Annotated in this window: 29 protein-coding genes and 2 tRNA genes; 17 read left to right on the forward strand and 14 right to left on the reverse strand. The window is 63.1% G+C overall.

The genetic code is table 11. The annotated features are described in order from the left end of the window. Positions 1-7 precede the first annotated feature (7 nt). A complete protein-coding gene (locus VF769_RS05590) occupies positions 8-1,387 on the forward strand; it encodes a PleD family two-component system response regulator (protein ID WP_331007391.1) in 1,380 nt (459 codons plus the stop codon). Here VF769_RS05590 and VF769_RS05595 read toward each other — a convergent pair whose 3' ends face one another. Continuing rightward, positions 1,388-1,828 carry a DUF1036 domain-containing protein gene (locus tag VF769_RS05595; RefSeq protein ID WP_331007392.1) on the reverse strand — a complete coding sequence of 147 codons (441 nt, stop codon included), beginning with the start codon at positions 1,826-1,828 and terminating at the stop codon, positions 1,388-1,390. Between the two features lie 119 nt (positions 1,829-1,947). Between VF769_RS05595 and map the strand changes: the two genes are divergently transcribed. The 5 genes from map (at position 1,948) to VF769_RS05620 (ending at position 6,638) form a co-directional block, all read left to right on the forward strand. Further along, positions 1,948-2,778 (forward strand): type I methionyl aminopeptidase, encoded by an 831-nt coding sequence (gene map, locus VF769_RS05600; RefSeq protein ID WP_333783617.1) that lies wholly within the window; start codon positions 1,948-1,950, stop codon positions 2,776-2,778. 3 nt (positions 2,779-2,781) lie between these two features. Continuing rightward, positions 2,782-3,588 carry a RadC family protein gene (gene radC, locus VF769_RS05605; protein WP_331007393.1) on the forward strand — a complete coding sequence of 269 codons (807 nt, stop codon included), beginning with the start codon at positions 2,782-2,784 and terminating at the stop codon, positions 3,586-3,588. Positions 3,589-3,681: 93 nt separating this feature from the next. After that, on the forward strand, positions 3,682-5,019 hold the full coding sequence (locus tag VF769_RS05610) for an MFS transporter (protein ID WP_331007394.1): 1,338 nt from the start codon (positions 3,682-3,684) through the stop codon (positions 5,017-5,019). Between the two features lie 31 nt (positions 5,020-5,050). Beyond that, a complete protein-coding gene (purB, locus tag VF769_RS05615; protein ID WP_331007395.1) occupies positions 5,051-6,358 on the forward strand; it encodes an adenylosuccinate lyase in 1,308 nt (435 codons plus the stop codon). 94 nt (positions 6,359-6,452) lie between these two features. Further along, positions 6,453-6,638 carry a hypothetical protein gene (locus tag VF769_RS05620; RefSeq protein ID WP_331007396.1) on the forward strand — a complete coding sequence of 62 codons (186 nt, stop codon included), beginning with the start codon at positions 6,453-6,455 and terminating at the stop codon, positions 6,636-6,638. Between the two features lie 2 nt (positions 6,639-6,640). Here VF769_RS05620 and VF769_RS05625 read toward each other — a convergent pair whose 3' ends face one another. Then, positions 6,641-7,006 carry a DUF983 domain-containing protein gene (locus tag VF769_RS05625; RefSeq protein ID WP_331007397.1) on the reverse strand — a complete coding sequence of 122 codons (366 nt, stop codon included), beginning with the start codon at positions 7,004-7,006 and terminating at the stop codon, positions 6,641-6,643. After that, positions 7,003-7,326: a DUF1476 domain-containing protein gene (locus VF769_RS05630; RefSeq protein WP_331007398.1), complete on the reverse strand. Its 324-nt coding sequence runs from the start codon at positions 7,324-7,326 to the stop codon at positions 7,003-7,005. Before VF769_RS05630 ends, VF769_RS05625 begins: the two co-directional genes overlap by 4 nt. Positions 7,327-7,519: 193 nt before the next feature. Between VF769_RS05630 and purC the strand changes: the two genes are divergently transcribed. The 4 genes from purC (at position 7,520) to VF769_RS05650 (ending at position 10,787) form a co-directional block, all read left to right on the forward strand. Continuing rightward, positions 7,520-8,275 (forward strand): phosphoribosylaminoimidazolesuccinocarboxamide synthase, encoded by a 756-nt coding sequence (purC, locus tag VF769_RS05635; protein ID WP_349258099.1) that lies wholly within the window; start codon positions 7,520-7,522, stop codon positions 8,273-8,275. A 70-nt stretch (positions 8,276-8,345) separates the two neighbouring features. Beyond that, the gene (gene purS / locus VF769_RS05640; protein ID WP_331007399.1) at positions 8,346-8,591 is read left to right on the forward strand and encodes a phosphoribosylformylglycinamidine synthase subunit PurS; all 246 of its coding nucleotides are present in this window, start codon (positions 8,346-8,348) and stop codon (positions 8,589-8,591) included. 73 nt (positions 8,592-8,664) lie between these two features. Next, positions 8,665-9,747 (forward strand): hypothetical protein, encoded by a 1,083-nt coding sequence (locus VF769_RS05645; protein ID WP_331007400.1) that lies wholly within the window; start codon positions 8,665-8,667, stop codon positions 9,745-9,747. Continuing rightward, positions 9,744-10,787 carry a phosphotransferase gene (locus tag VF769_RS05650; protein ID WP_331007401.1) on the forward strand — a complete coding sequence of 348 codons (1,044 nt, stop codon included), beginning with the start codon at positions 9,744-9,746 and terminating at the stop codon, positions 10,785-10,787. The genes VF769_RS05645 and VF769_RS05650 overlap by 4 nt, the downstream gene beginning before the upstream one ends. Before the next feature lie 239 nt (positions 10,788-11,026). On the opposite strand, the gene VF769_RS05655 is transcribed toward VF769_RS05650, so the two are convergent. After that, complete coding sequence (locus VF769_RS05655; protein ID WP_331007402.1) at positions 11,027-12,049, reverse strand: PstS family phosphate ABC transporter substrate-binding protein; 1,023 nt, start codon at positions 12,047-12,049, stop codon at positions 11,027-11,029. A gap of 138 nt (positions 12,050-12,187) precedes the next feature. Beyond that, positions 12,188-12,406, reverse strand: a complete 219-nt coding sequence (locus VF769_RS05660; RefSeq protein WP_331007403.1) for a hypothetical protein — start codon at positions 12,404-12,406, stop codon at positions 12,188-12,190. Positions 12,407-12,516: 110 nt separating this feature from the next. Between VF769_RS05660 and purQ the strand changes: the two genes are divergently transcribed. Both purQ and VF769_RS05670 read left to right on the forward strand, forming a co-directional pair. Continuing rightward, entirely contained in the window at positions 12,517-13,179 is a 663-nt protein-coding gene (purQ, locus tag VF769_RS05665) for a phosphoribosylformylglycinamidine synthase subunit PurQ (protein ID WP_331007404.1), read from the forward strand. Continuing rightward, positions 13,176-13,580, forward strand: a complete 405-nt coding sequence (locus tag VF769_RS05670; RefSeq protein ID WP_331007405.1) for a hypothetical protein — start codon at positions 13,176-13,178, stop codon at positions 13,578-13,580. The genes purQ and VF769_RS05670 overlap by 4 nt, the downstream gene beginning before the upstream one ends. A gap of 74 nt (positions 13,581-13,654) precedes the next feature. Here VF769_RS05670 and sppA read toward each other — a convergent pair whose 3' ends face one another. Continuing rightward, positions 13,655-15,415, reverse strand: coding sequence for a signal peptide peptidase SppA (gene sppA / locus VF769_RS05675; RefSeq protein WP_331007406.1), 1,761 nt, complete (start codon positions 15,413-15,415; stop codon positions 13,655-13,657). Positions 15,416-15,611: 196 nt separating this feature from the next. Here sppA and VF769_RS05680 point away from each other — a divergent pair, with 196 nt between their 5' ends. Continuing rightward, the gene (locus VF769_RS05680) at positions 15,612-16,055 is read left to right on the forward strand and encodes a hypothetical protein (protein ID WP_331007407.1); all 444 of its coding nucleotides are present in this window, start codon (positions 15,612-15,614) and stop codon (positions 16,053-16,055) included. Here VF769_RS05680 and VF769_RS05685 read toward each other — a convergent pair. The 3 genes from VF769_RS05685 to VF769_RS05695 all read right to left on the reverse strand — a co-directional run bounded on the left by VF769_RS05685 (position 16,052) and on the right by VF769_RS05695 (position 17,366). Continuing rightward, positions 16,052-16,879 (reverse strand): glycosyltransferase family 25 protein, encoded by an 828-nt coding sequence (locus VF769_RS05685; protein ID WP_331007408.1) that lies wholly within the window; start codon positions 16,877-16,879, stop codon positions 16,052-16,054. The genes VF769_RS05680 and VF769_RS05685 overlap by 4 nt on opposite strands. Beyond that, a complete protein-coding gene (locus VF769_RS05690) occupies positions 16,872-17,165 on the reverse strand; it encodes a putative quinol monooxygenase (protein ID WP_331007409.1) in 294 nt (97 codons plus the stop codon). Before VF769_RS05690 ends, VF769_RS05685 begins: the two co-directional genes overlap by 8 nt. Before the next feature lie 124 nt (positions 17,166-17,289). After that, positions 17,290-17,366 (reverse strand) — tRNA-Pro (locus VF769_RS05695). A gap of 137 nt (positions 17,367-17,503) precedes the next feature. Between VF769_RS05695 and VF769_RS05700 the strand changes: the two genes are divergently transcribed. Further along, positions 17,504-17,578: transfer RNA gene (locus VF769_RS05700), tRNA-Gln, on the forward strand. Positions 17,579-17,724: 146 nt separating this feature from the next. Next, complete coding sequence (locus tag VF769_RS05705; protein ID WP_331007410.1) at positions 17,725-18,249, forward strand: SET domain-containing protein; 525 nt, start codon at positions 17,725-17,727, stop codon at positions 18,247-18,249. Here VF769_RS05705 and rpiA read toward each other — a convergent pair. Beyond that, complete coding sequence (gene rpiA, locus VF769_RS05710; protein ID WP_331007411.1) at positions 18,246-18,950, reverse strand: ribose-5-phosphate isomerase RpiA; 705 nt, start codon at positions 18,948-18,950, stop codon at positions 18,246-18,248. The genes VF769_RS05705 and rpiA overlap by 4 nt on opposite strands. Beyond that, positions 18,947-20,299, reverse strand: coding sequence for a bifunctional UDP-N-acetylglucosamine diphosphorylase/glucosamine-1-phosphate N-acetyltransferase GlmU (glmU, locus tag VF769_RS05715; RefSeq protein WP_331007412.1), 1,353 nt, complete (start codon positions 20,297-20,299; stop codon positions 18,947-18,949). The genes rpiA and glmU overlap by 4 nt, the downstream gene beginning before the upstream one ends. 66 nt (positions 20,300-20,365) lie before the next feature. Here glmU and gph point away from each other — a divergent pair, with 66 nt between their 5' ends. Further along, positions 20,366-21,058 (forward strand): phosphoglycolate phosphatase, encoded by a 693-nt coding sequence (gph, locus tag VF769_RS05720; RefSeq protein ID WP_331007413.1) that lies wholly within the window; start codon positions 20,366-20,368, stop codon positions 21,056-21,058. 17 nt (positions 21,059-21,075) lie between these two features. Here the strand turns inward: gph and VF769_RS05725 are convergent, their stop codons facing one another. Then, positions 21,076-21,318: a hypothetical protein gene (locus tag VF769_RS05725; RefSeq protein WP_331007414.1), complete on the reverse strand. Its 243-nt coding sequence runs from the start codon at positions 21,316-21,318 to the stop codon at positions 21,076-21,078. Between the two features lie 350 nt (positions 21,319-21,668). Continuing rightward, a complete protein-coding gene (locus VF769_RS05730) occupies positions 21,669-22,277 on the reverse strand; it encodes a TetR/AcrR family transcriptional regulator (protein WP_331007415.1) in 609 nt (202 codons plus the stop codon). 104 nt (positions 22,278-22,381) lie between these two features. Between VF769_RS05730 and VF769_RS05735 the strand changes: the two genes are divergently transcribed. Then, a complete protein-coding gene (locus VF769_RS05735; protein ID WP_349258100.1) occupies positions 22,382-23,704 on the forward strand; it encodes an oxygenase MpaB family protein in 1,323 nt (440 codons plus the stop codon). On the opposite strand, the gene VF769_RS05740 is transcribed toward VF769_RS05735, so the two are convergent. After that, positions 23,701-24,546 (reverse strand): metal-dependent hydrolase, encoded by an 846-nt coding sequence (locus tag VF769_RS05740; RefSeq protein ID WP_331007417.1) that lies wholly within the window; start codon positions 24,544-24,546, stop codon positions 23,701-23,703. The genes VF769_RS05735 and VF769_RS05740 overlap by 4 nt on opposite strands. Positions 24,547-24,548 lie beyond the last annotated feature (2 nt).

Here is a 24,548-nt window from a genome sequence, read left to right on the forward strand (position 1 = left end):
GCTCGCTTTGAGCGCGCGCATCCTCGTTGTCGACGACCTGGAAGCGAACCGACGCTTGCTCGAAGCGAAGCTGACGGCGGATTATTATGAAGTGCTGATGGCGCAGCGCGGCGAAGAAGCTGTGCAATTGGCCAAGCGCGAACGCCCTGACCTCATTCTGCTCGACGTGATGATGCCCGGCGGCATCGACGGCTACGAAGCCTGCCGTCGCCTCAAGGCGATGCCTGAAACGCGGCACATTCCCGTTGTGATTCTCACCACGCTGGACGATCGCGACAGCAAAGTGCGCGGGCTTCAAGCGGGCGCGGAAGAGTTTCTGACCAAGCCGATTGATGACGTGCAGCTGATGGCGCGGGTGAAAAGCCTGCTGAGCTTGAAAGTCGTCACCGACGAATTGCGCGCGCGCGAGGCGAACGGACGCCGCCTCGGCGTGATCGAGGAAGAACTGCGCCCCGATCCGCTGGAGCAATTGCGGCTGAGCGCCGGCAACGTGTTGATCGTTGATGACAATCCAACCCAAATCAAAGCCATGCAGGCCGCACTCGGAATCGAGCATCGCGTCAGCCTGCTGGGCGAGGAAGCCCCGGCTGGCCCGCCGGACCTCGTCGTGGTTTCGGTGGCGGCCAAAGGCTTTGACGGCTTCCGCGTGATCGCGCGCATGCGCTCGGGCGAGCCGACGCGGCATCTGCCTATACTGGCGATCGTCGATGCGGATGAGCGCAAGCGCGCCGTCCGCGCACTGGAGCTGGGCGCCCACGACATCATCACCCGGCCAATCGACGAGGAAGAGATCATCGCGCGCGCGCGCACCTTGATGCGACGCAAACGCTACATGGATGCGCTACGCTCGCGCCTGGACCAAAGCCTCGAACTGGCGATCACCGATCAGCTCACCAATCTCTACAATCGTCGCTTCATGAACGCGCAACTCGGCCCGCTGGTGCAACGCGCGCAATGCGGCGGCGATGCGGTGTCCGTGATGGTGATCGACATCGACCACTTCAAACAATGCAACGACACCTATGGCCATGACGTCGGCGACGCGGTGTTGCGCGAATTCGCCGTGCGGCTCGCGACCAATACGCGGCCGTCTGATTTCGCCTGCCGCATGGGCGGGGAAGAATTCATTGTCATCATGCCACGCACCGCAGGCGACATCGCCTGCCTTGCCGCCGAGCGCCTGCGCCGACACATCTGCGCCGCGCCCTTTGGCGTCCCAGGCGTGCCCATGCCGCTCGACATCACGGTCTCCATCGGCGTCGCCTGCGCCGAGCGCAACGACGACACCGCCGACACCGTCGTCAAACGCGCCGATGAAGCGCTCTATGAAGCCAAGCGCGCCGGGCGCAACCGCGTAATCGGCCGCACTGGCGCGCAAGCCGCTTGATCACTGATCCAGGTTCCAGGTGAAGACGCCGAAATTGTCGGTCTGCATCTGCACGAACTGGCGGACCTCCTGGCCGGCGGCGCAGCGGTCGGAATTGCTGCTCCAGAAATTGAACGGCCCGGGATAAACCACGCACAGCGGGAAATCGCCGGCCCAAAATCGCGTGCTGTCGTTCACGACTTCCGCATAAGCGTAGAAATAGCCATTGGCGGTTTCGGCTAGGTCGCTGCAGGCGCGCGACTGCACCGTGAACCAGCCCTGGTTGTAGAATTGCCGCTGGTTGACCGGCTGATACGAGATCGAGACGTTGGCGGGGTCGTTAGTGTTGTTGCAGACCCTGATCGTGATGACCTGCCCGCCACCGCCCTTCTGCGCAAACGCCGGGGCCGGCCCCAGGCCGAATGCCAGACAGAAAACAAATAAAACCAAGCGCTTGATCATCAGCCGTGCTCCCACCCGTCCTCGCTCGGCTAAGACAGCACGCCGCGTTCGGCGCCGACACCCCCAATCGCCTGCCTTTCCAAGCCTTCCTATGTTACGATCACGCCATTGGAGATCAGATGAGTTTCGTAGACGCGACCGACGCGCCAGAGCGCAATATCGGCCAGATCAAATTGTACGACCGCGCCACGGCCTTCGCGGGCATGGCCAAGGCTGGCCGCCTCGCCGCCGAATGCTTGGACATGCTGGTGGGGGAAGTGCGCGAGGGCGTCACCACGGGCCGCATTGACGACCTCGCCCGCGAATTCGTGCTCGATCATGGCGCATTGCCGGCTTGCGTCGGCTATCGCGGCTATCGCCACACCGTGTGCACCTCGCTCAACCATGTCGTGTGCCACGGCATTCCGGGCGATCGGGTGCTGCGCTCGGGCGACATTCTGAACATCGACGTCACCGTGATCGTCGATGGCTGGCATGGCGACACGAGCCGCATGTACGGCGTCGGCGAAGTGCCGCGTAAGGCCCAGCGGCTGATGGACGTGACTTATGAATCGTTGATGCGCGGTCTTGCCGTGATCAAGCCGGGGATGAAGCTCGGCGATCTCGGCCACGCGATCCAATCCTATGCCGAAAGCGAACGCTGCTCGATCGTGCGCGAATTCTGCGGCCACGGACTTGGCCGTGTCTTCCACGACGCGCCGAACATTCTGCATTTCGGCAAACCCGGCCAAGGCGAGGAAATTCGCCCCGGCATGCTCTTCACTGTGGAGCCGATGCTGAACCTCGGTTCGCCCTCCGTGAAAGTGTTGGGCGATGGTTGGACGGCGGTGACGAAGGACAAGTCGCTCTCGGCGCAATACGAGCACTCCATCGGGGTGACCGACGACGGCATCGAGATTTTCACGAAGTCTCCCGCTGGGCTCGATCAACCGCACGCGCTGACGGCCTGACCGATGGCGGGCGGGGGCAAATCGAAAGCCGATCCGCCACGCGCCGTCGAAGACAGCGAACTCTTCCCGTTTCAGCTCGATGGCCCACCGATTAAGGTCGCGCGCCCCGCCGCCGCGGGCAGGAAGCCCACGCCGGACAAGCCGCACTATCACGACCACCGCGCGCGTCTGCGGCAACGCTTCGATGAGGCCGGCGCCGGCGCGCTGGCGGATTACGAGTTGCTCGAGCTCATGCTGTTCCGCACTACTCCGCGCCAAGACACAAAACCTCTCGCCAAGGCGCTGTTAGCGAAATTCGGAAGCCTATCAGCTGTGCTTGCGGCCCCTGTGCAGCGTATCGCTGAGGTGAAGGGCGCGGGCCCATCGGTCGCGCAGGATCTGAAGATCGCCCAAGCGATTATGGAGCGTGCATCAAGGGCCGACCTGGCAAAGCGCACCGTAATTACCTCTTGGTCGCAGTTGGTGAATTATTGCCGCTTGAGCATGGCGCACGAGCCGCGCGAGCAATTCCGGGTTCTCTTCCTCGATTCCAAGAACCAGCTCATCGCAGATGAGATCATGAATGAAGGCACCGTCGATCACGCGCCCGTTTACCCGCGTGAGGTCGCACGCCGCGCGCTCGAACTCTCGGCGGCGTCGCTGATCCTGGTGCACAATCATCCAAGCGGCGATCCCAAGCCGTCAGCGGCCGATCTGGCGATTACTCGCGAAATCGTAGCGGCGGCCGAGGTGATCAGCGTCAATGTGCACGACCACCTCATTATCGGCCGTGACGGCGTGGCGAGCTTTAAGAACCTCGGCCTGATCTAACCCTTCGCAATTCAATACTTGCCGCCCCCGCGCGAGCCCATACAGTGCTGTCTGGAACGAGGGCGAACGCCCCGCCGAGCGGGAGGGACATGCATGACCGACGCCACAGCGCCGGCCTTTCAGGGGTACGCGACCAAGGGCTACCGCGCCTATGTCTTAGGCGCCCTGTTGGTGGTCTACACCTTCAATTTCATCGACCGCGTGGTCATTGGCATCATCCAGGAACCGATCAAAGCCGAATTTGGCTTGAGCGATTTCCAACTCGGCCTGCTCGGCGGCCCCGCTTTCGCGATCCTCTACACATTGCTCGGCATTCCGATCGCGCGTTTCGCGGAGCGGCACAATCGCATGACCATTCTCGCCGTTTGCCTCGGCCTCTGGAGCGCAATGACGGCGGCGTGCGGCTTCGCGATCAATTACGCCACGTTGTTTGCGGCGAGGGTTGGCGTTTCCATCGGCGAAGCGGGCTGCACGCCCCCGGCGAATTCCGTGATCTCGGATTATTTCCCGTCCGATCGCCGCGCCTCGGCGCTTTCGATCTATGCGCTGGGCATTCCGATTGGCTCGATGATCGCCGCCGTCGGCGGCGGTTGGATCGCGACACACGTGGGCTGGCGCGAGGCGTTTATCTGGCTGGGGGTGCCTGGCGTGCTGCTTGCGGTGATCGTAAAGCTCACGGTGAAGGAACCGCCGCGCGCGACCGCAAAGGCTGAGGCGCCGAGTTTCGTGTCCGCCGTGGCCGCGCTCGCGAAGAAGCCGACCTTCTGGCACGTGGCCTTTGGTTCGGCGCTGGCCAGCTTCGTCGGCTACGGCGTCGGCCAGTATCTGACCAGCTTCATGATCCGCACGCACGGCTTCTCACTGTTCGAAGCCGCCACCATCATTGGCGTTGTGCTCGGTCTCTGCGCCGCCATCGGCACGTTCACTAGCGGCTTCCTCGCCGACCGTATTTCCAAGCGCCATCCGAACGCGCTGGCGTGGCTGCCGGCGCTGGGCTTCTTTATCGCCACACCGCTCTATCTGCTTTCGTTCGTCCTGCCGAACATCTGGATCGCCATGCCGGCGCTGATGATCGCGGCGATCGCCCATTATTTCTATCTCGGGCCGATGTACGCCGTGACCCAAGGGGTTGTTGAGGCGCGCATGCGCGCGACCGCCGTGGCCGTGCTGCTCTTCGTCGTCAACCTGATCGGCTACGGCATGGGCCCGCCCGTAATCGGCGCGCTCTCGGATTTCCTGGCGAACGGCCAATTGGCCAGCGCCGGGCTCACCACCGAAGCCTGCGCCACGTTGACCGGCAACGCCTCCTGCACGGCCGCCGTGGAAGTGGGCCTGCGCTGGGCGATGATGATCGGTGTCTGCGGGTATCTGTGGGCCGCGCTGCATTTCCTGCTATCAGCCCGGACCTTGCGCCGCGACTGGGTGGCGTGACGGGACCGCCCTTGGGCGTTAGAAGGCGCCCATGATTCCGCGTTACGCCCGCCCCGACATGGTGGCCATTTGGGAGCCCGAGAGCCGCTACGGCATCTGGCTCGAGATCGAAACCCTCGCCATGGAGGCGATGGCGGAGCTCGGCACCATTCCGAAGAGCGCGGCCGACGAATACCGCGCCAAGGGCAAGTTCGACGTCGCGCGCATCGATGAGATCGAGCGCGAGGTGAAACACGACGTGATCGCGTTCCTCACCAGCGTGGCGGAGCACGTGGGACCAGAATCGCGCTTTGCCCATCAAGGCATGACGTCGAGCGACGTACTGGACACCTGCTTGGCCGTGCAGCTGGCGCGCGCGAGTGATCTGCTCATCGCTGGCTGCGAACGTGTGATGGCGGCGCTGAAGCAGCGCGCGTTCGAGCACAAGACGACGCCGACAATCGGCCGCTCGCACGGCATCCATGCCGAGCCGACGACGTTTGGTTTGAAGCTCGCCGGCCATTACGCTGAGTTCGCACGCAATCGGGAACGCTTGAAAGCGGCGAAGGCGGAGATCGCCACCTGCGCGATCTCAGGCGCCGTCGGCACATTCGCGCAGATCGATCCGCGCGTTGAGGCTTATGTCGCTGAGAAGCTCGGCCTCGCCATCGAGCCGGTTTCAACCCAAGTGATCCCGCGCGATCGTCACGCGGCGTTCTTTGCGGCGCTCGGGGTTGTCGCCAGCGGCATCGAGCGCCTGGCGACGGAAGTCCGCCATCTGCAGCGCACCGAAGTGTTAGAAGCGGAAGAATTCTTCGAGCCCGGCCAAAAGGGTTCGTCGGCGATGCCGCACAAGCGCAACCCGGTGCTGACGGAAAACCTCTGCGGCCTCGCGCGCTTGGTGCGCAGCGCGGTGACGCCGGCGATGGAGAACGTGGCGCTTTGGCATGAGCGGGATATTTCGCACTCGTCCGTCGAACGCGGCATCGGCCCAGACGCCACCATCCATCTCGATTTCGCGTTGCACCGCATGGCGATGGTGATCGAAAAGCTGGTCGTTTATCCCGAGAACATGGCGCGCAATCTGGCGCTGCTCGGCGGCTTGCACAATTCGCAACGCGTGATGCTGGCGCTGACGCAAGCGGGGGTCACGCGCGAAGACGCCTACCGTCTCGTGCAGCGCAACGCGATGGCCGTGTGGCAAAGCCCGCCGCCGCGCCCCGCCACCGCGCTGATCGACCGCCTGAAAGCCGATGCCGAAATCACCGCGAAGCTCGACATGAACACGATCGACGCCTGCTTCGACGACGCCCATCATTTCGCCCGCGTCGATGCGATCTTCCAGCGCGTCTTCGGCTGATCGTTCCGGCGCTTCAACGCTCCGCGTCCCCGCTTGCGCGTTTGCGCGAAGCATTGGAAGCCTTGGCCATCCAGATTCCAGAAGGGGATGGGCGATGAGCGAATTCGAGCCGGAAAATGACGAATGGGATGAAGAGGTCATGCTGGACCTCCGTCGCTTTGCTTTTGAACAGGCGCTGACCGCGCACGTCCATAAGCGCGATTCAAAGGTCGATCTCGGCGAAGTCTTCAAAGACGCCGACCGCATCGTGAACTACACGATCGGGCACCTGAACCCCTGAGGCTACATTTCTCGCCGCGCCCGCCACAGGAGCGCGGCGAGAACGCCTTTGACGCGCGGCAACAGGACCAGCGCGAGCACCAGAGCAAACAGCAAGGCGGGCGCGAGCATCAGTTCGGCGTACTCTCCCGCGTGCATCGCGAGCGCCAGGATCGGCGGCATGCCGATCAAACCAATCAGCATCACCGTCACGTAGGGCGCGACGTCGGCGGTTTCCGAGCGCGAAAAATCGGCCCCGCAGGCAGGGCATGTCTCGTTGAGTTTGAGGTAGGCGCGAAACAAGGTCCGCGCACCGCATGCGGGGCAGCGCAAGCGCACGCCGCGCCAGAACGTCAGCAGGACGGAGGCCCGCCCCGCTTCGGCGCTCACTGCCCAGCTTTCACCGACGCGCGCGCCTCGTTCAACGCCTCTTCCATCTTGGCGCGGACCTGGTGGTCCGACAGCTGGACGGCGTGCAAGTCGAGATCGGCGCGAATTTTGCGGAAGAGGTCTTCCACGCCCGCTTCCTCAAGGTCGGCCATCACGACGGACTTGGCGTAAGCTTCCGCCTCTTCACCGCTCAGGCCGATGAGATTGGCCGCCCAAAGACCCACGATCTTGGCCCGGCGGGCTTGCGCCTTGAATTCCTGCTCTTGGTCGAGCTGGAACTTCTTCTCTTCCGCGCGCTCACGATCGTTAAATTGGCTCATTTTCCGCCTTTCAGGGTAGTTGCTGGCATGAATAGTGAGCCCCGCGCAGCCAATCAACCGCATCTGGGCGCCTGCGCCAATTGTGGGCGCCCCGCTTTGCCCTTAAGTTCTGGACTTTAGAGGCCGCCGGGCGATTCCGCGGCCTTGGAGGCATTTCCGGGCAATATCCGGTTACCGCCTCAGGAGGGCGCGCATCATGTCCCGTCGCAAGAAGATTTACGAAGGCAAAGCCAAGATTCTGTTCGAGGGCCCCGAGCCGGGCACCCTGATCCAGTATTTCAAAGACGACGCGACGGCCTTCAACGCGCAGAAGAAAGCGATCCTTGAGGGCAAGGGCGTCATCAACAACCAGATCTCCGGGTTCATCATGCAGAACCTGAACGCGATCGGTGTGCCGACCCATTACATCAAGACGCTCAATATGCGCGAACAGCTCATTCGCGACGTTGAGATCATTCCGCTCGAAGTGGTCTGCCGCAACGTGGCGGCCGGCTCGCTCTCCACGCGATTGGGCATCGAGGAAGGGACGCCGCTGCCGCGCTCGATCATCGAATTCTATTACAAGAAGGATGAACTCGGCGATCCGATGGTCGCTGAAGAGCACATCACCGCGTTCAATTGGGCCTCGACCCAAGAGATCGACGACATCATGGCGCTGACGCTGCGCATCAATGATTATCTGTTCGGCATGTTCGGCGCCGTCGGCATCAAGCTCGTCGATTTCAAGCTCGAGTTTGGCCGCCTCTATGAGGGCGATATGGTGCGCACCGTGGTGGCCGACGAAATCAGCCCCGACAGCGCGCGCCTGTGGGACGTGCAGACCAACGAGAAAATGGACAAGGACCGTTTCCGCCGCGATCTCGGCAACGTCACCGAGGCGTATGTGGAAGTCGCACGCCGCCTGGGCATCGTGAAACAAGCGGCCGCTGGCGGCGAGAGTGTCCACTGAGTTTGAAGAATTGAACGAACCCGCCTCGCCGGTTTGCTATGCCGGCGAGAGCGGCGCGAGGGGGACTAGTATGAAAGCGATCGTGACCGTCGGCCTGAAGCCGGGCGTGCTGGACGTGCAAGGCAAGGCCGTCGCCGGCGCGCTGAAGGAGCTGGGCTTTGGCGGCGTGCACGACGCACGCGTGGGCAAGCGCATTGAGATTGAACTCGATGGCGACCTCGACCCCGCCACCGCCGAAGCGCAGGTGAAAGAGATGTGCGAGAAGCTGCTCGCCAACACGGTGATCGAAAGCTACCGCGTGGAAATCGCGCGCTAGGCTCCCGCCACGACAAGCTTGTAAGCGTACAATGAAGCTCTAGGCTTTCCTCAAAACATAAGAGGAAACGCCAATGCTGACCTGGGGTGACGATTATCCGATCCACCAGACGCCGGAGCCGATTGCGTTCTCCGGCAGCGACCGCAATTTCTACGATCGCTATTTCTTCAACGGCTATAGCGCCGACGGCTCGGTGTTCTTGGCGGCCGCGCTGGGCGTCTATCCGCATCTCGATGTGATCGACGCGGCCTTCTGCCTGCTCGTGGATGGCAAGCAGCACAATGTGCGCGCCTCGCGACGGCTGAACAGCGAGCGCATGGATTTGCGCGTGGGGCCGATCGAGGTGCGCGTGATCGAGCCGTTGCAGAAGCTCGGGCTGCGCGTCAGCGACAATGACGGCGGCGTGCGCGCCGATTTGGTGTTCGACGCCCGCCATCGGCCGATCGAGGAGCCGCGATTCACCCGCCGCGTCGGGCCGCGCATGTTCATGGATTACACGCGCATGACGCAAAACGGCGCCTGGAGCGGCGAGGTTTCGTTGCAGGGGCAGAAACTCGATGTGGCCGGCGCGCTGGGGACGCGGGATCGCTCGTGGGGCATTCGCCCCGTGGGCGCGGCGGACTCGCAGCCCGCGCCGGCGCCATTTCAATTCTTCTGGCTCTGGGCGCCATTCAATTTCGGCGACCGGGCGGTGTTCTTCCACACGAATGACGATGAGGCTGGGCGGGCTTGGAATAGGCGCGCCGTGGTGGATGTGATTGGCGCGTCGCGCACCGAATTCGAGGCGCCGCAAACAGAGCTGATCTACCGCTCCGGCTCGCGACGGCTGCAGAAGACGCGCGTGCGCTTGGCCGAGAATGGACCGGAGTTGAGCATTGAGCCGACCGGTGCGCACTTCTACATGAGCGGGCTTGGCTACACGCATCCGACGTGGGGGCATGGCCGCGACCATGGCGAGTTTGAGACCGCATACGATGTGATCGATACGCGTGAGGTCGACGATAGTGCACCGGGGCAAATACACATCCAGGCACTCGCCCGCGCCACGCTCAATGATGGCGGCAAGACCTATTCCGGCGCGGGTGTGCTGGAGCAATTCCTGATTGGCCCCCATGCGCCCAGCGGATTCACCAGCATGCTGGATGGCGCCCCATGACCACGCCATCACACCCCGACGCTTTCACGCACGCCTGGCTCGAACAAAAACTAGGCGCGCCAGCCGGTTCGCTTGCTGGCTTCAGCGCCAAATCGATCGGCACCGGACAAATGAGCCTGAGCTTCCGCGTAAGACTCGATTGGAAAGGCGGCGAAGGCCCCGCTTCGATCGTTGCCAAATGTCCCTCCGCCGACGCCGGTACGCGCGCCATAGCGGCCGCACTCGGGTCGTACGCGCTGGAATTAGGCTGGTATCGCGAGTTGGCCGACAAGATTGGCGTCGCTTGCCCAAAATGCCTGCATCTCGAAGCCAATGCAGATGAGAGCGAATTCGTATTGTTGTTGCAGGATTTGGCGCCGGCGCAGCAAGGCGACCAACTTGCGGGCGCGTCGGTGGCGCAGATTGAGGCGGCGCTGAAGCAAGCAGCGAGACTGCATGCGCCGTATTGGGGCGATCCGCGGCTAGACGATATCGCCTGGCTGCAGCCGAAGCCCCAGGTTGACGCGATGGTTAGGCAAATGCTCGCGCCGCTCTACGCGCAATTCCGGGAACGTTATGCGGCGCGGATCGCCCCGGACCTGCTTGCCTTGGGCGGCGAACTGGTCGCGCGGACGGCGACTTATTTCGAGACCAGTCCCAAAGCGCGCACCATCCAGCACCGCGATCTGCGCATCGACAACATTCTGTTCTCTCCAGATGGCGGCGCATACGTTGTCGATTGGCAGACGCTCGGGCTGGGCGCGGGCGCTTCCGATGTCGCCTATTTGATCGGCACAAGCGTCGCTGACGCGGGCGTCCGCGCGCAGGAGGAAGAGCGCTTGGTGCGCTTCTATGTCGACGAGCTGCGCACACTGGGCGCGGATGCAGACTTCGAAGAGGTGTGGCGCGAATACCGGCTCTACGCGTTTGCTGGAGTCATCATGGCCATCATCGCGTCCATGAACGTGGAGCGCACCGAGCGCGGCGACGAGATGTTCGCGGTCATGTTCGAGCGCCCCGCGCGACAAGCGCTGCATCTCGACAGCCTATCGATGATCTAGCCCTCGCCGAAATCGGCGTCCCCGTCATGATCAGCGTCGCCAAGCGGAATGATCGGGCCGCCGTCACGCGATCGTCGTCGGCGAGTTGGTTCTCGCATCGAAACCAGCGCGATTAGCACCAAAGCGCCTATGCCAATCGCCACCGCGAATGCGCCGGTCGGAAGCATAAAGCATATATAGGGACGCCGGACCGGCAGCGCAGGCCGGGCGCCGCCTGAGGCAGCGCCCGGTTGTAACGATTATTCCGCGGTGGGCGCTTGGCTGGAAAGCGGACGCGCCATCACTTCGGTGATGTTGACGCGCGCTTCTTGATGACCGCCAAACGCCGTCCCGGCGGTGCGCTCGCGCACGCGGGTTGTGAGCGCCGTATAGACGTCGTCCGGCAACGCGACGTAGCCGACTTCGCGCGCCAAGCGACTGGCGTTCGCCACGTAATACTGCGCGAAGCGCTGGACTTGTGGCCGGCGCAAGGCTTCCGCGTTGATATAAACGAAGATCGGCCGCGTCAGCGGGTAGCTGCCATTGGCAATGGTCTCCGCCGTCGGCGCCACACCGTCGATAGTCAGCGCCGCGAGGCGTTGTTGGTTCTGTTCGTAATACGCAAAGCCGAAATATCCGATCGCATTCGGGTTGCCGACAACACCCTGAACCGTGACGTTGTCATCCTCAGTCGGCGTGTAATCCGTGCGCGAGCTCTTCGCGGTGCCGACGACAGCTTCGGTAAAGAAGTCGAACGTTCCCGACGCGGTGCCGGCGCCAAACAATTGCAGCGTTTGATCCGGCCAAGACGGGTTCACTTGACGCCAATTGGTGACCACCCGCTCCGCAGCCGGCTCCCACATACGGCGCAATTCCGCGATAGTGACGCTGCGTACGGGGTTCGACGGATGGACCACGACGGTCAAACCATCGAAGGCGACCGGCAATTCCACGTACTCGACGCCGGCCGCGGCGCAGGCGGCCATCTCCTCAGCGAGGATCGGGCGCGACGCGCCCTGCACTTGCGTTTCGCCACGGCAGAATTTGCGGAACCCGCCGCCCGTTCCGCTTTCCCCAACGGTGACGCGCGCGGCGCCAGTCTGCGAGGTGCTGAAGGCTTCAGCCACCGCCTCCGAAAGCGGGAAGACGGTCGAGGAGCCGTCGATTTGGATCGATTCCGACGAGGAGCCGCCCGCCGGCGCTTGGTTTTCGCCGCTGCCGCATGCGGCGAGCGCGACAGCCGCCACGGCCAGCGCGGCGCGCCTCAAGACCTTCGTGTTCATGTTCGTCACCTTTTGTCCTCGGTTCGGCGCTCTGGACCGGCCCTCCGGTCCGCTTGAGACGGGCGAACGTGATTCCGCCGCTTGGCGGTCGGCGCGCTTTTGGCTCGGTTTTGTGACAGGCCTGTTACATTAACGACATTAGTCGCCGCCGCCACCGTCGCCGCCGCCATTATCACCGCTTTCGGCTTGACCATCGGGGTCGCGCCGGTCGCCGCCGACCGCCGGGATCATCGCGCCGGCTTCGCCCCTGGCGACCGTGTCGCGCACGCTCTTTGCGTTGACGCGCTGAAGGATCGCCACCAACCCCGCCGTGATAGCGATGGCGCCGAAGATCGCGATCAGAATCCATGTGGCCATGGACGCTCCTTAGCACATTCGGCCAAGAAACCACGACGGACTGCCTCGGAACGCCCGCAGGCCGTCTCTGACGCCTTTAAAACGACGGCGACGCAGCTTATGGAAGCCTCATGAAATCAGCCGTCATCGTCTTTCCGGGGTCCAATTGCGACCGCGACGCCGCACGCGCCCTTGAGCGCATCACCGGCAAGCCTGCCTCCATGGTCTGGCATAAGGACACCGCGCTGCCTGAGGGCCTCGACCTCGTTGTGCTGCCGGGCGGCTTCTCCTACGGCGACTATCTCCGCTCAGGCGCGATGGCCGCCAAGAGCCCGGTGATGCGCGCAGTGATCGCGCACGCGGAACGGGGCGGCCTTGTACTCGGCATCTGCAACGGCTTTCAGGTGCTGACCGAAACGCGCTTGTTGCCAGGCGCGCTCGCCCGCAATGCAGGCCTGAAATTCGCCTGCAAGGACGTGCCGCTGGCCATCGCCAACGGCAACACCGCGTTCACACGCGCTTATCGTGAGACGCGCGAAACGGAGATCCCGATCGCGCACGGGGACGGCCGCTTCGTCGCCGATGACGCCACCCTCGACCGGATCGAGGGTGAAGGCCGCGTCGTGTTTCGCTATCTCGATAATCCCAACGGCTCAGCCCGTGATATCGCTGGCATCATCAATGACCGCGGAAACGTCATGGGCATGATGCCTCACCCGGAACGCGCCTCTGACCCCGTGCTTGGGCGGATTGGCGGGCGCGCCGTGTTCGAAAGCCTGATGGAAGCGGCATGAGCACGAAGAAAACGCCAGCCGCCCCGGCGTCGGGTTTCGATGCCGAGGTCGATGCAGCGCGCAAGCGCCTGGAATCCGCTCTGAACCAAGAAGACGGGTTTGACGATCTCGCGGCGCTGCAGGCGCTCGCGCCCATCCTCGAACAGAAGATTTCCTCGCGCCGCTTGGCGTTCGCGCTCGGCGAGGAGGACGACGAGGAGACTCAGATCGCCGTCATCCACGTGCACACCGACGAGGAACTCGGTTTCATCTTCGCTGATGAGGGCGAGTATGTGTTCGAGTCCAACCACCCTGACTATTTCGACGATTTCGTCGATGACGACGCCGAGCGCTTTGTCGAGCGTCTCTATGAGACCCTGCGCGCCGACCTTCCAAAATACGAAGTCGAGAACAAGGGCTGAGAACAAGTCCAGGCCCCAAAAGAAAGGGCCCCCCGCGCTTCCGCGGAGGGCCTCTCAAGGGGCTATGGATTAGATCAGCGGATCGTCGCGACCTCCGCTTGCGCGCGGACATTCGCGTCCTCTTCGCGCAGCGCCGCCATGGTGCTTTGCATGCGCGGATCGGAGAGTAGCGCGTTGATCCGCGCCAGGGCTTCCACGCTCTCGGAGGAAGCGCCGAACAGGCGCTCAAACGCCTTGAACGGATTTTCCGCCGCCGGGAAGTAGCGCAATTGCACACGTTCGTCATCGCCGATGCCGGCCAGAGCGCGGGCGCGCGCCACGGCGACCGAGAAGCCGCCGAGGTGGTCGACCAGGCCGCGCTCGAGCGCTTGCTGGCCCGTCCACACCCGACCGCCTGCAACCGCACGCGCTTGCTCTGGCGTCATCTCGCGGCCCTCGGCGACGAGGCCGATGAAAGTCGCATAGGTGCGATCGATAAAGCCTGCAAACGCGGCGCGCTCGGCTTGGTTGAATGGCCGCTCGCTGGTGAACATTTCCACCATCGGCGAACCGACTGTGATCGTCTCCGTATTGGTCGAGAAATAATGCTCAAGGGCCGGGCCAATGATCAGCTTGCCGCCGAACACGCCGATCGAGCCGGTAATGGTCGACGGCGAGGCGACGATCTCGTCCGCATGGGTGGCGACGTAATAACCGCCCGACGCGGCGACATCGCCCATTGAGATCACAACCCGCTTGCCGCGTTCCTGCGCCGTACGCAACGCCGCCAGGATCTGGTCCGAGGCGACCACAGAACCGCCCGGGCTCGACACGCGGAAGACAATCGCGGCGACATCCTCATCCTCGGACGCGTCCAGGAGCGCGCGCGCAATGCGGTCGCTGTTCATGGTCTCGTCGTCACCGAAGAAGCCGTCTTCCGGCGGACCCGAGACGATCGCGCCTTCGCCCTGCACCACCGCGATCACACGACCACCGGTTTGCGGGCGCGGACGATACTCGTGGATGTCGACGATCTGAGCGTCCTCGTTGTCGGCTCGCGCCAAGGCGGCGCGCTCCGCCTCTTCAGGACGGCCAAACTGGTCAATGAGACTCAGTTCGCGCGCACGTTGGGCGGTGAACGGTGTGGTTTCCACTGCGGTGCGGGCTTGCGCCGGCGTGATGCCGCGGTCGGCGGCGATGTTGGCCAGCATGTTGTCATAAATGCCGTTCATCAACGACAGCGTCGCCTCACGGTGGGCGGGTGTGAAATCACGCTGTGTGATCGTGTTGGGCGCGTTCTTGTAATCCTCACGCTGCTCGAACTGCGCCTGCATGTGGTAGCGCTGGAGCGTGCCGGCGAGGAACGTCACCTCCGCCGAGAGCCCCATCGGCATGAACTCGCTGGCTTCCTGCAGCCAGACCTCGTCGGCGTCGGCGACGGCCATGTAGCCCGGCATCGACATGCGAACGCCGTCGGTTTGCAGGTGCGCGATCACGAATTTTCCGGATTGACGGAAACTGGCGATCGCGGCGCGCAGCTCTTCTGCTTGCGCTGCGGACATGCCCGTCGTGTTGCCGCGGATGAAGAGCCCCTTCACGGCATCGTCTGTGCGCGCGGATTCGATCCGCGCGAGGATCTCAAGCAACGCATTGCCGCCGCCAAGGGCCGCAAAAGGGTTGGCGGGGCGCTGGTCGGTCATCTCTTCGCGGAGATCCAGCGACAACACCATGTGTGAGGGTTGCGCCGGAGGCGCCGTCATCGACGACAGCGCCCCGATCAGGATGAACGGGCCTATGAACAAGAAGAGCAAAAGGCCGACGAGAACGCCGCCGACGGTGATCAAAAACTGCTTCACGAGACGCTACTCCACCCCTTGGCTCGGGTTTATCGATAAATGATATGGGCAAATCGAGAAGGCAAGCGGATTTTATCGAAAAATGATAAATGACACCCCTGGCTACCGCCGTCGATTTTTCTAGCGCGTTGCTGCCGCTGCTTATTTCCGGCCCCGTGAGGCTGCTGCATTATGCACGTCTGGAGAGGGTGCGCCGATGCCGGATTCCCGCAGGTCGCCAGCGTTCGCGACCGACGACTGGATGTTTGAACAGCAGGTGCGGGCCGAGCTTGAGGCCGAAGCCTGGCGTCGGCTGCGTGTGCAATCGCGCCAGCCTCTGCCGCCGCCCGCCGATGCCGCGCCGGCCCAAACGCCGGTCGAAAGTCCGCACCGGACCGGCAGCACGATCCTCAAGGCGTTAGTGCGCTTTACCATGGGCGCGGCGGCTTCGTATCTCGCCTTCATCGCTGCGCTGGATAGTCAGCTGGGCGAGTTCGAAGCCTGGCTTGCGGTCGGCGCGGCGTTCATCGTCACGCTAGCGCTTTCGATGTTCAGCCCGCTACGCGGCGCAGTGCACGCCATGGCGGAAACGATGCGCTGGGTTCTTGTGGTCGCGCTCGGCGTCGGCGGCCTTTGGATGTTCTTTCAGCTGAGCGCTTAGCGCTTCGGTCCGAACAACATCGCCCGCAAGCCGCCGTCCGCGAAGAGCGTATAGCCGACGCGATGCACCTCATCCCACACACGGCGGAACGGCAATTGCCAACGCGGCAGGATCGGGCGGTCAGTCTGTTTCTCGATCCACGAACGCTTGCGCGAGACGCCTGTGTCACGAGTGGTCGCCACCGGCTGCAGGCCCACGATCATCGGCGTCAGCGTGCGCACGCGCAAATGCATCAGGTGGCCCTGATCGCAGGCCCAATCGATCATGCGGACGGCCGGAATGAGATGTTTCAGCATCCGCTCGCCGGCGCGACGATTGATCATGTAGCAAGTGGTGCCAGCGTGGCGGGCGACGAACGAACAGAGCCTTACGCCATCGCCGTAATCACGGCGCGTCACCATCGGGCCCGGGTGACGCGCGTGCAGCTTCAGAATGTCCCATTCATTTGGATCATTTAGGGCATGCGTCACGAAGGGGATGAAGTCCGGGCCAAAAGCGGCGTCATCCTCGAAGATCAGGCCAAACGGCTTGTCCTGCGCGAGGAAGGCCTGGATCGCGTAATAGTGGCTCAGATAGCAGCCGATGTCGGCGGGCGTGGGATTGCGGTGGTGGCGGCGCATCCACTTTTTTACATCGACCAGCCGACGCATCTCGGGCTCGTCCATGTTGAGCTTGCGGCCCTCCACGGCTGAGAAGCGCGTGTAGTCGAGCCCCGCCGCTTTGAGATACGCTGACACGGTCTCCAATCGATCGGTGCTGCGATCGAGGTTGATGACTTGGGTGAACACCTGCGCGTTGAAGCGCTGCGCAACGTCCTCAGCCAAGGCCTACGCCTCCAAGTGGCGCGGTGATGAAGCGCTCGCCGAAGCCCTCGATCAACGGCCGCGCTTCGCGGATCGCAGCTTGCACTTCGGGCAATTGCAGGGAGGCGGTGTGTTGGGCCTCGGTATCCCAGACCTCTGTGATCCAGATGGCGTTCTCGTCCGTCGGATCCGCGGCGATGATGAATGAACGGCAACCGGGCATGGATTGCGCGCCGGCGAGCAAAAGACGCACGAGCGCGCCACGCTGGCCGGGCTTGGCGATCATCTTGCCGATCAGGCCGTACATGCCTTCCTCCGAACCACAGGCCGCCAGCGCCGTGCTTGCACACAGGCCAAAAGCGGCCCCCATCACGGATCTGCGGTGAAGCGTCATTTTGGCAGCGTCATCGGGATTCGCCGCGAGAAGATGATGGTCGGAGTAGCAAGATTCGAACTTACGACCCCCACGTCCCGAACGTGGTGCTCTACCAGGCTGAGCTATACTCCGAGGAGGCGGGCTTATAGCGGCAGGTTCGGGTCAACGCAACGCCGCCCGTCGCGCCCGACCTGAACAAAGTTGGCTGCCCTGCCTGGCCCCCATTGCATCGGCGGGCGGGCGCCTCTATCTAGCCGCTTCGCCGGTTTTGGGGTGTCGCCAAGCGGTAAGGCAGCGGTTTTTGGTACCGCCATTCCTAGGTTCGATCCCTAGCACCCCAGCCAGCCTTCGCTCGACGAAGGCTGCTCCCCGGAACCAACACAAGACGCTGAGTTTCGCGGCATCAACGCACATGCGCACGCGCGCAGCACTAAGTCGCTTGCCAAGCGCCCCTGTTCGCGGCTCTAGAGCCTGACGGAGCGAAGAATCGATGACGACGAGAAAGTCCTACATTCCAGGTGATTTCCAATTGCGCGTGGGCCGCTCGGCGACAGGCCTTGGCCTCTACGCGGATAGCCCGATCCCGAAGGGCGCGTGCATCATCGAATATACGGGCGTCGAGATCACGAAAGAGCAGGAAGAAAAGAGCCGCTCCAAGTACCTGTTCGAAATCAATTCCAAAAAGACGATTGATGGCGCGCCGCGTTGGAATACCGCGCGCTACATCAACCATTCATGCCGCGCCAATTGCGAACCCAACATTCATAAGGGCCGCGTGTTCATCCATGCCCTGCGCAACATCAAGCCGGGCGAAGAGCTGAACTACGATTACGGCAAGAACTACTTCAATCAGTACCTGAAGGACATTTGCGCTTGTCCGAAGTGCGCAGCCAAGCGCACCGCGGCGGCCGCACAGAAGGCGACAGTGAAAAAGGTCGTCGCAAAAAAGAAGACGCCGGCGAAGAAGAAGGCCGCCAAGAAGGCGGCCGGCTCGAAGCGCGCGAAGGCGGCTTAGATCTCTTTCACATCGACGCCCTTGGCTTTGCCAAGGATCACGACATGCGCCAGGCCGATGAAGAGGCCGTGCTCCACCACGCCTGCGATCTGCTGCAGCAGCGCGGCGAGCGCCGTCGCATCCGGAATGCGCTTGGCGTGCGCATCGATGATGTAATTGCCGCCATCGGTGATAACGGGCTCGTTGGCTTTGCCCGCCACGCGCAGCGCGACGTCAACACCCTCACAGCCCGCCGCCTGCAGCGCCTCCTTAATGCGCTGCGCCGTCAACGCAAAGCCAAAGCGGGTGACTTCGACTGGCAGCGGAAACGCGCCCAGCGTTTCGACCCATTTGGTGTCGTCCGCAATCACGACCATGCGCTTTGACGCGGCCGCGACAATCTTCTCACGCAGCAATGCCCCGCCGCCGCCTTTGATCAAACGGAACTGCGGATCGATCTCATCGGCGCCGTCCACATCGACGTCGATGGAGGCCACTTGACTAATCTCAATCAACGGCACGCCCACCTGCTCAGCCAGATTGCGCGTCGCTTCCGACGTCGGCACGCCTTTCACGCGCAATCCTTGGCGCACCTTGTCGCCCAGCAGACGCACGAAATGCGCCGAGGTCGAGCCCGTGCCGAGGCCGACGACCATGCCATCCTTGATGTAGGCGAGTGCTGCTTGCGCGGCGTTGAACTTGGCGAGGTCTGAATCGCTCATTTCGTGTCCTTCGCCTTCTGCTTCTTCGCGCGGTTCTTGTCGGCCCAGCCGTCGATGTTCACTTGGCGCGAACGGCCGACGCCGAGCGCGCCGTCAGGCACGTCTTTGGTGATGACGCTTCCAGTGCCGGTGTAAGCGCCTTTCCCGATGGTGACGGGCGCGACGAGGGCTGTGTCGGAGCCGATGAAGGCGTCCTCGCCGATCGTGGTGCGATATTTGTCGAAGCCGTCGTAATTGCAGGTGATCGTGCCGCAGCCGAGATTGGCGCGCGCGCCGACATCGGCGTCGCCCACGTAGGTGAGATGGCTCGCCTGCGCCTTCGGGCCGAACGTGGCGTTCTTGATCTCCACGAAATTGCCGATCTTCACTTGAGCGCCAAGCTTGGTGCCGGGACGCAAGCGGGCGGACGGGCCGATCTGCGCGCCCTCACCGATCTCCGCGCCTTCGATGTGGCAGAACGCCTTGATACGTGCGCCTTTGCCGATTTTGACGCCCGGGCCGAAATACACACTTGGTTCGATCACCACGTCGTTGGCGATTTCGGTGTCGTGACTGAAAAAGACGGTGTTGGGATCGATTAGCGTGACGCCAGATTCCATCGCGGCGCGGCGGCGACGGCGCTGGAACGCAGCTTCCGCTTCGGAGAGTTCCACGCGTGAGTTGACGCCGAGCACTTCGGTTTCGTCGCCTTCAACGATGTGCGTGAAGAAGCCCGCCGAGCGACCGAGGCCGACGACGTCGGTCAGATAATATTCGCCTTTGGCGTTCTCGTTCTTCACCATCGAGAGCAATTGGAAGAGCGCCTTGGCGTCCGCGCAGAGCACGCCGGAATTGCAGAGATTGATGGCGCGCTCTTCCGGTGTCGCGTCCTTCTCTTCAACGATGCGCTGCAAGCGGCCTTCGGCATCGGTGATGAGGCGGCCATAGCCGAACGGGTTTGGCGCGGTGAAGCCGAGCACGGCCATGCCGCCTTTCGCTTCACGCAGCGCGAACATCGCAGCGAGGCTTTCGGATTTCACCAAAGGCGCGTCCGCGTAGAGTACGACGACATCGCCGTCAAAGCCGGCGAGCGCTTGTTCAGCCGCGCGCACCGCGTGCGCGGTGCCAAGCGGCGGATCCTGTATCGCCACGGAACTCTCGCCGACGATACTCGCAGCGTGTGCGCGGACTTGGGGCGAATGCGACCCGGTGACGACGATCACCCGCTCCGCGCCCAAGCCCCGCGCCGAAGCGATGGCCCAATCTAGCATCGGCCGGCCGCCAACCGGATGCAGCACTTTCGGCAGGTCGGATTTCATCCGCGTGCCCTGGCCCGCCGCCAAAATCACCGCCGCCCGCGCTCGGCTCATCTGCTTTTACCCAATTGCTCGAATCCAGTGGGGGTTTTAGCCCGAACACTCAGTTTGGGGCCATCCATGACCATCGGCGAATTGGCCGACGCGACCATTGTTTTCGATCTGGACGGCACGCTGGTGGACAGCGCGCCGGATTTGGTGCGCGCTCTCAACGCCACGCTGGACCTTGAGGGCTTGCCGCACACCAAGCTGGAGCATGTCCGCCGCATGGTTGGCCGTGGCGCGCGGGCGATGATCGAGCGCGCGGCTGAGTTCCATGGCGTAAACTTTGGGCCGGATCGGCTGGATCAGCTGATGGGCGCCTTCGTGGAGATCTACCGCGCCGACATTGCTTCAGCGACTCGGCCCTATCCTGGCATCATCGAAGCGCTCGGCCAGCTCGCGAGCATGGGCGCGAAACTCTCCGTCTGCACGAACAAGCGCACCGAACTCTCCCATCAATTGCTCGATGCGCTCGATCTCAGCAAATGGTTCTCAGCGGTGGTCGGCGCGGACGCCGTAACGGACAGGAAGCCCCATCCCGAACATTATCGGGCCGCCGTGGCGCGAGCCGGCGGCACGGTGCGCCGTTCGGTCATGATTGGCGACACCTCTATCGATGTCGGCGCGGCGCGCGCAGCGGGCGCGCCGGTCGTCGTCGTGGGGTTTGGCTATTGCGACGCCGACGCCGATCAGCTCGGCGCCGACGCCATCTTGGATCGCTATTCGGACCTCACACCAATCTGCCGCCGCCTTTTGGCGGCGCGCCCCTGACCAGCAGACACGTGCGCTTACGCGGCCCCCACCAGACCGCGACGGCTAGGGGACGAGCGATCATCGTCCTTGTCTGCACGCTTCGTCGGGAACCCATTGACCATGTCGCTGCGCACGTCTGTGCGCGCTGAGCGCATGGCGGCAACGAAGCCCGCATCCACGAGCTTAACTTCAACATTATAGCCGCGATCGCGCCAATATTCCTCGATCCTCTGCTTCAGGCGCCGTGCGCCATCGACATTGCAGAAATCGTGATCCATTCCGCTTCTACCTCAGAGTGTCTGTGGTCCGGATGCTCAGCCCGGGCCTTATCGCGCGAATAAACGCTCCGCGCCTTGCGTCAGCCCCACTAACGCTTCGCCCGTGAAGCCCAGCATCTCCATCAAGCGAGGCGTCGATATGGCGAGGTCGGGGCGCGCGAGCAATCCAGTTCACGTCTTACTGAACGATGTGTCGCGCCGGCGCGGGGTCAAGGGCGGTCGAGAGATGGCTGTGAATTGGGGAAAACGGAGCACAATCAAAGCCTGAGCGACGAGGCCTAAAACGCCCGGGATAAGCCGGCCTTGCGTAACCGCGCGGGAGCTATGCGCGGCGCGCCCGCGCAAGCCGCTCATTTCCCATCGCGTCGCGCCGCCACCAGGGCGCCGATATAGGCCTCCATGAGACGGACCAATTCGTCCTCAAGCCGGCCCGGATCAAGAGCAAGTTCCTGTTCGGCGGCCGCCGCGCGCAACAAACTGACAGCGGCGTGTGTCAGCACGAACGCGGATTCGGACGTGAGTTCGAGTTGGAGCCGTGCTCTGCCGGCGATGGCGGCCAAAAAGGCCTCGTGGTGCCGCGCCAGCACGCTATCGCCGCCCCGCAAGAACATGGCGTCGAGCAGGGCCTGGCGTGTGGTCGGGGACCCTTCGAAACCATGCATCAGCGCCTGAACGATCGATCGCACACTGCTGACGTCGGGCTTCCGGATAATGGTCTCGGCGATGGCGTCACGAACCGCCCCCGCACGGCGCTGCGCGAGCGCCGCCAGGATGTCCTGCTTGCTGGCGAAATATTGGTAGACCGTGCCGATGCTGACCCCGGCCCGCTGGGCGACATGGTTGGTAGTCAGCTTCTCGACCCCGTCGGCTTCCAGAAGTTGAAAGGCGGCGTCGAGAATGGCGTCGACGGTGCCCTCAGCGCGCGCCTGGCGCGGTGTTCTACGTGATTTGTCAGACACTTAAACGCCCCTCCCGTGGGGCCACCGGGTTTCCCCGCAAAGCGAGTAGCCCAAATGTGAGCTTTGCTTACATTGTGGACGAACGCGCGAGCCAAGGAAGCACGATGATTTCGATCGAACAGGTCCGGGCCAAAGTCGCCTCGCAAAAGACCCAGCTCCCGGCGATTTATGGCGGCATCGATTTCGACCGCGATCCGGAACGCTTCACGCACGACCCGAAGGACGCCGTGGTGCAAGATCGTGCGCCAAATGGCGTGGCCGTCACCCATGAGGATCTGGAGCGGGTGCGCGCCTATACCATGCTGGGCGATGTGGTCGCCGACGCCTACGCGATGCTGATGCCGCAATATGGCTTCCGTAAGCTCATTTCGATGCTGCAGGAGGCCTGCGACCATGGTGTGGAGCATGTTCAGGACGCCCCGCCAGAACTCGTGGCGCTGATCCGCGCGATGGAGCAAACACCGGCCTGGGTCGACATGGATTTGGTGCGCGAAGGTGCGCGGCTTGAGCGCAACGCGACCGCGCATTTGGCGCCCTATGCCGTGCGCGGCGCCTTCATCGCCACCTTCCTCAACAAATATTCCGCGCTGCCGATGGCGCTGACCGGCACGCTCAGCAACGAAAGCGCCGCGCGCCGCGTCAACGAAACGGCGACGTTCTTCGCCACAACAACCTTGCCCGGCGCGCTCGAACGCCACGGCGAGGGCTTCAAGGCCGCCGCCATGGTGCGCCTCATGCACTCGATGGTGCGCTTCAACGCCATTCGTTCAGGCCGCTGGGATGCGAACGTCTATGGCGTGCCGATCCCGCAAGTGGATCAAATGCCGGCGGGCCTGATCCCCGTATTTTTGATGGCGTTCAAAATGATCAAGGAGGGCCGGCGCACCTTCAATGCGGAAGAGCGTGCGCGCGTCGAAGTCAGCCGCTATCGCTGCTTCTTGCTCGGCTTGCCGGAGGACCTCCTCGCAGACACGCCCGAAGGCATTGTGCGAATGATGACGGCGCGCAATTCGACGCTGCGGCGGGGCTATGACGATTCCACCTGCGGCGAATTGGTGCGGGCCACCCTCTCCGCCTATCTGCCGCCCGACAAATCGTTCGCCAACAGAGTGCATAATTCGATCGAACGCAGCTTCGCGAAGACCTTCTTCCTCAGGGAATTCCTGAAGGGGGATCGCAAAATCGCCGCGCAGATGGGCGTCGAGGTCACGCCGCGCGATCAAGCGATATTCGTGCTTGGCGCGCTCGGCATCACGACGCGCATGACCGCGTACAAACTGGCCGATCAAGTGCCCGGCTTACGCCACGTCGCGGATAAGGTGCTGGTCAAGCGCGTGCGCAGTCTGCTGAAGCGCTATGGCCATGCCGAGTTCACGTCCGACGCGTCGCAATACAGGCCGACACACGGCGTCGCCAAGGCTGCTTAGGCAGCGGCCGGCGCCGCGTCGAATTCCGCCTTCCAGCCAGCGACAAGTTCGCGCGTGTCCTGATCCCAGGGATGGAAACCTGGGCGATACCAAGCCAGATATGTCTTCCAGCCGCGGCTGAAGATGCCCGGCTTCTTCCAGACGAAATCTTTTACCGCCTTCAGCGCGGCCTCCGGGGCGTAGCCGTCCGCCTCCAGCAGGCGCGCCGCGTATCGGGTAATATTGCGGGTAAAGAAGTACGTGATGATCGCCATCGAAAGTGTACGGCGGAGATAGCGCTGCAGCGGCGACCAATGCTTGGTCACTTCCATGAACACATCATAGGCGACGGCCTTATGCTCCGTCTCTTCCATGGCGTGCCAGCGCCACATGCGCTCGATGTCGGGCTCAACCTCTTCAAACACGTTCTGGTGCAGCGCGTGCATCTCCGCCATCATCGCGGTGAAGTGTTCCAGCGCGATGGTCGCGATTAGCATCCGCATCGGCCCGCGCGAGCGCGAGAAAGCGATGCGCTCTTGGATCTCGGCCTCGATTTCCGCGACTGGATATTTGCTGCGGTCGATTAGCTGATTGAGCGTGTGATGTTCACGCGAATGGATCGCTTCCTGCGCGATGAAGCCGCGCACATCGTCAAGGAGCTTGCCGCTAAGCTGCCCGCGATAATTCTTAACCGCATCGATAAAGAGACGCTCGCCATCAGGGAATGTGAGCGACATTGCGTTGAACACCGCGGTGCCCACCGGATCGCCGCCAAGCCAATGGCCCTTGCGCGCGCTTTCCACGTCGAAGCGAATATCGCGGGGTGCGATGGTGACGGTGTCGGGTGTGCGCTTGTCGGTCATGG

Origin of the sequence: Vitreimonas sp., assembly GCF_036392335.1 — a bacterium.
GTDB lineage: Bacteria > Pseudomonadota > Alphaproteobacteria > Caulobacterales > Aquidulcibacteraceae > Vitreimonas.

Excerpts from the sequence above, each read along its gene's own strand:
- VF769_RS05595 (WP_331007392.1), bottom strand. The coding sequence starts at position 1,828 with ATGATCAAGCGCTTGGTTTTATTTGTTTTCTGTCTGGCATTCGGCCTG.
- map (WP_333783617.1), top strand. The coding sequence starts at position 1,948 with ATGAGTTTCGTAGACGCGACCGACGCGCCAGAGCGCAATATCGGCCAG.
- radC (WP_331007393.1), top strand. The coding sequence starts at position 2,782 with ATGGCGGGCGGGGGCAAATCGAAAGCCGATCCGCCACGCGCCGTCGAA.
- VF769_RS05610 (WP_331007394.1), top strand. The coding sequence starts at position 3,682 with ATGACCGACGCCACAGCGCCGGCCTTTCAGGGGTACGCGACCAAGGGC.
- purB (WP_331007395.1), top strand. The coding sequence starts at position 5,051 with ATGATTCCGCGTTACGCCCGCCCCGACATGGTGGCCATTTGGGAGCCC.
- VF769_RS05620 (WP_331007396.1), top strand. The coding sequence starts at position 6,453 with ATGAGCGAATTCGAGCCGGAAAATGACGAATGGGATGAAGAGGTCATG.
- VF769_RS05630 (WP_331007398.1), bottom strand. The coding sequence starts at position 7,326 with ATGAGCCAATTTAACGATCGTGAGCGCGCGGAAGAGAAGAAGTTCCAG.
- purS (WP_331007399.1), top strand. The coding sequence starts at position 8,346 with ATGAAAGCGATCGTGACCGTCGGCCTGAAGCCGGGCGTGCTGGACGTG.
- VF769_RS05645 (WP_331007400.1), top strand. The coding sequence starts at position 8,665 with ATGCTGACCTGGGGTGACGATTATCCGATCCACCAGACGCCGGAGCCG.
- VF769_RS05650 (WP_331007401.1), top strand. The coding sequence starts at position 9,744 with ATGACCACGCCATCACACCCCGACGCTTTCACGCACGCCTGGCTCGAA.
- VF769_RS05655 (WP_331007402.1), bottom strand. The coding sequence starts at position 12,049 with ATGAACACGAAGGTCTTGAGGCGCGCCGCGCTGGCCGTGGCGGCTGTC.
- VF769_RS05660 (WP_331007403.1), bottom strand. The coding sequence starts at position 12,406 with ATGGCCACATGGATTCTGATCGCGATCTTCGGCGCCATCGCTATCACG.
- purQ (WP_331007404.1), top strand. The coding sequence starts at position 12,517 with ATGAAATCAGCCGTCATCGTCTTTCCGGGGTCCAATTGCGACCGCGAC.
- VF769_RS05670 (WP_331007405.1), top strand. The coding sequence starts at position 13,176 with ATGAGCACGAAGAAAACGCCAGCCGCCCCGGCGTCGGGTTTCGATGCC.
- VF769_RS05680 (WP_331007407.1), top strand. The coding sequence starts at position 15,612 with ATGCCGGATTCCCGCAGGTCGCCAGCGTTCGCGACCGACGACTGGATG.
- VF769_RS05690 (WP_331007409.1), bottom strand. The coding sequence starts at position 17,165 with ATGTACGGCCTGATCGGCAAGATGATCGCCAAGCCCGGCCAGCGTGGC.
- VF769_RS05705 (WP_331007410.1), top strand. The coding sequence starts at position 17,725 with ATGACGACGAGAAAGTCCTACATTCCAGGTGATTTCCAATTGCGCGTG.
- rpiA (WP_331007411.1), bottom strand. The coding sequence starts at position 18,950 with ATGAGCGATTCAGACCTCGCCAAGTTCAACGCCGCGCAAGCAGCACTC.
- glmU (WP_331007412.1), bottom strand. The coding sequence starts at position 20,299 with ATGAGCCGAGCGCGGGCGGCGGTGATTTTGGCGGCGGGCCAGGGCACG.
- gph (WP_331007413.1), top strand. The coding sequence starts at position 20,366 with ATGACCATCGGCGAATTGGCCGACGCGACCATTGTTTTCGATCTGGAC.
- VF769_RS05725 (WP_331007414.1), bottom strand. The coding sequence starts at position 21,318 with ATGGATCACGATTTCTGCAATGTCGATGGCGCACGGCGCCTGAAGCAG.
- VF769_RS05735 (WP_349258100.1), top strand. The coding sequence starts at position 22,382 with ATGATTTCGATCGAACAGGTCCGGGCCAAAGTCGCCTCGCAAAAGACC.
- VF769_RS05740 (WP_331007417.1), bottom strand. The coding sequence starts at position 24,546 with ATGACCGACAAGCGCACACCCGACACCGTCACCATCGCACCCCGCGAT.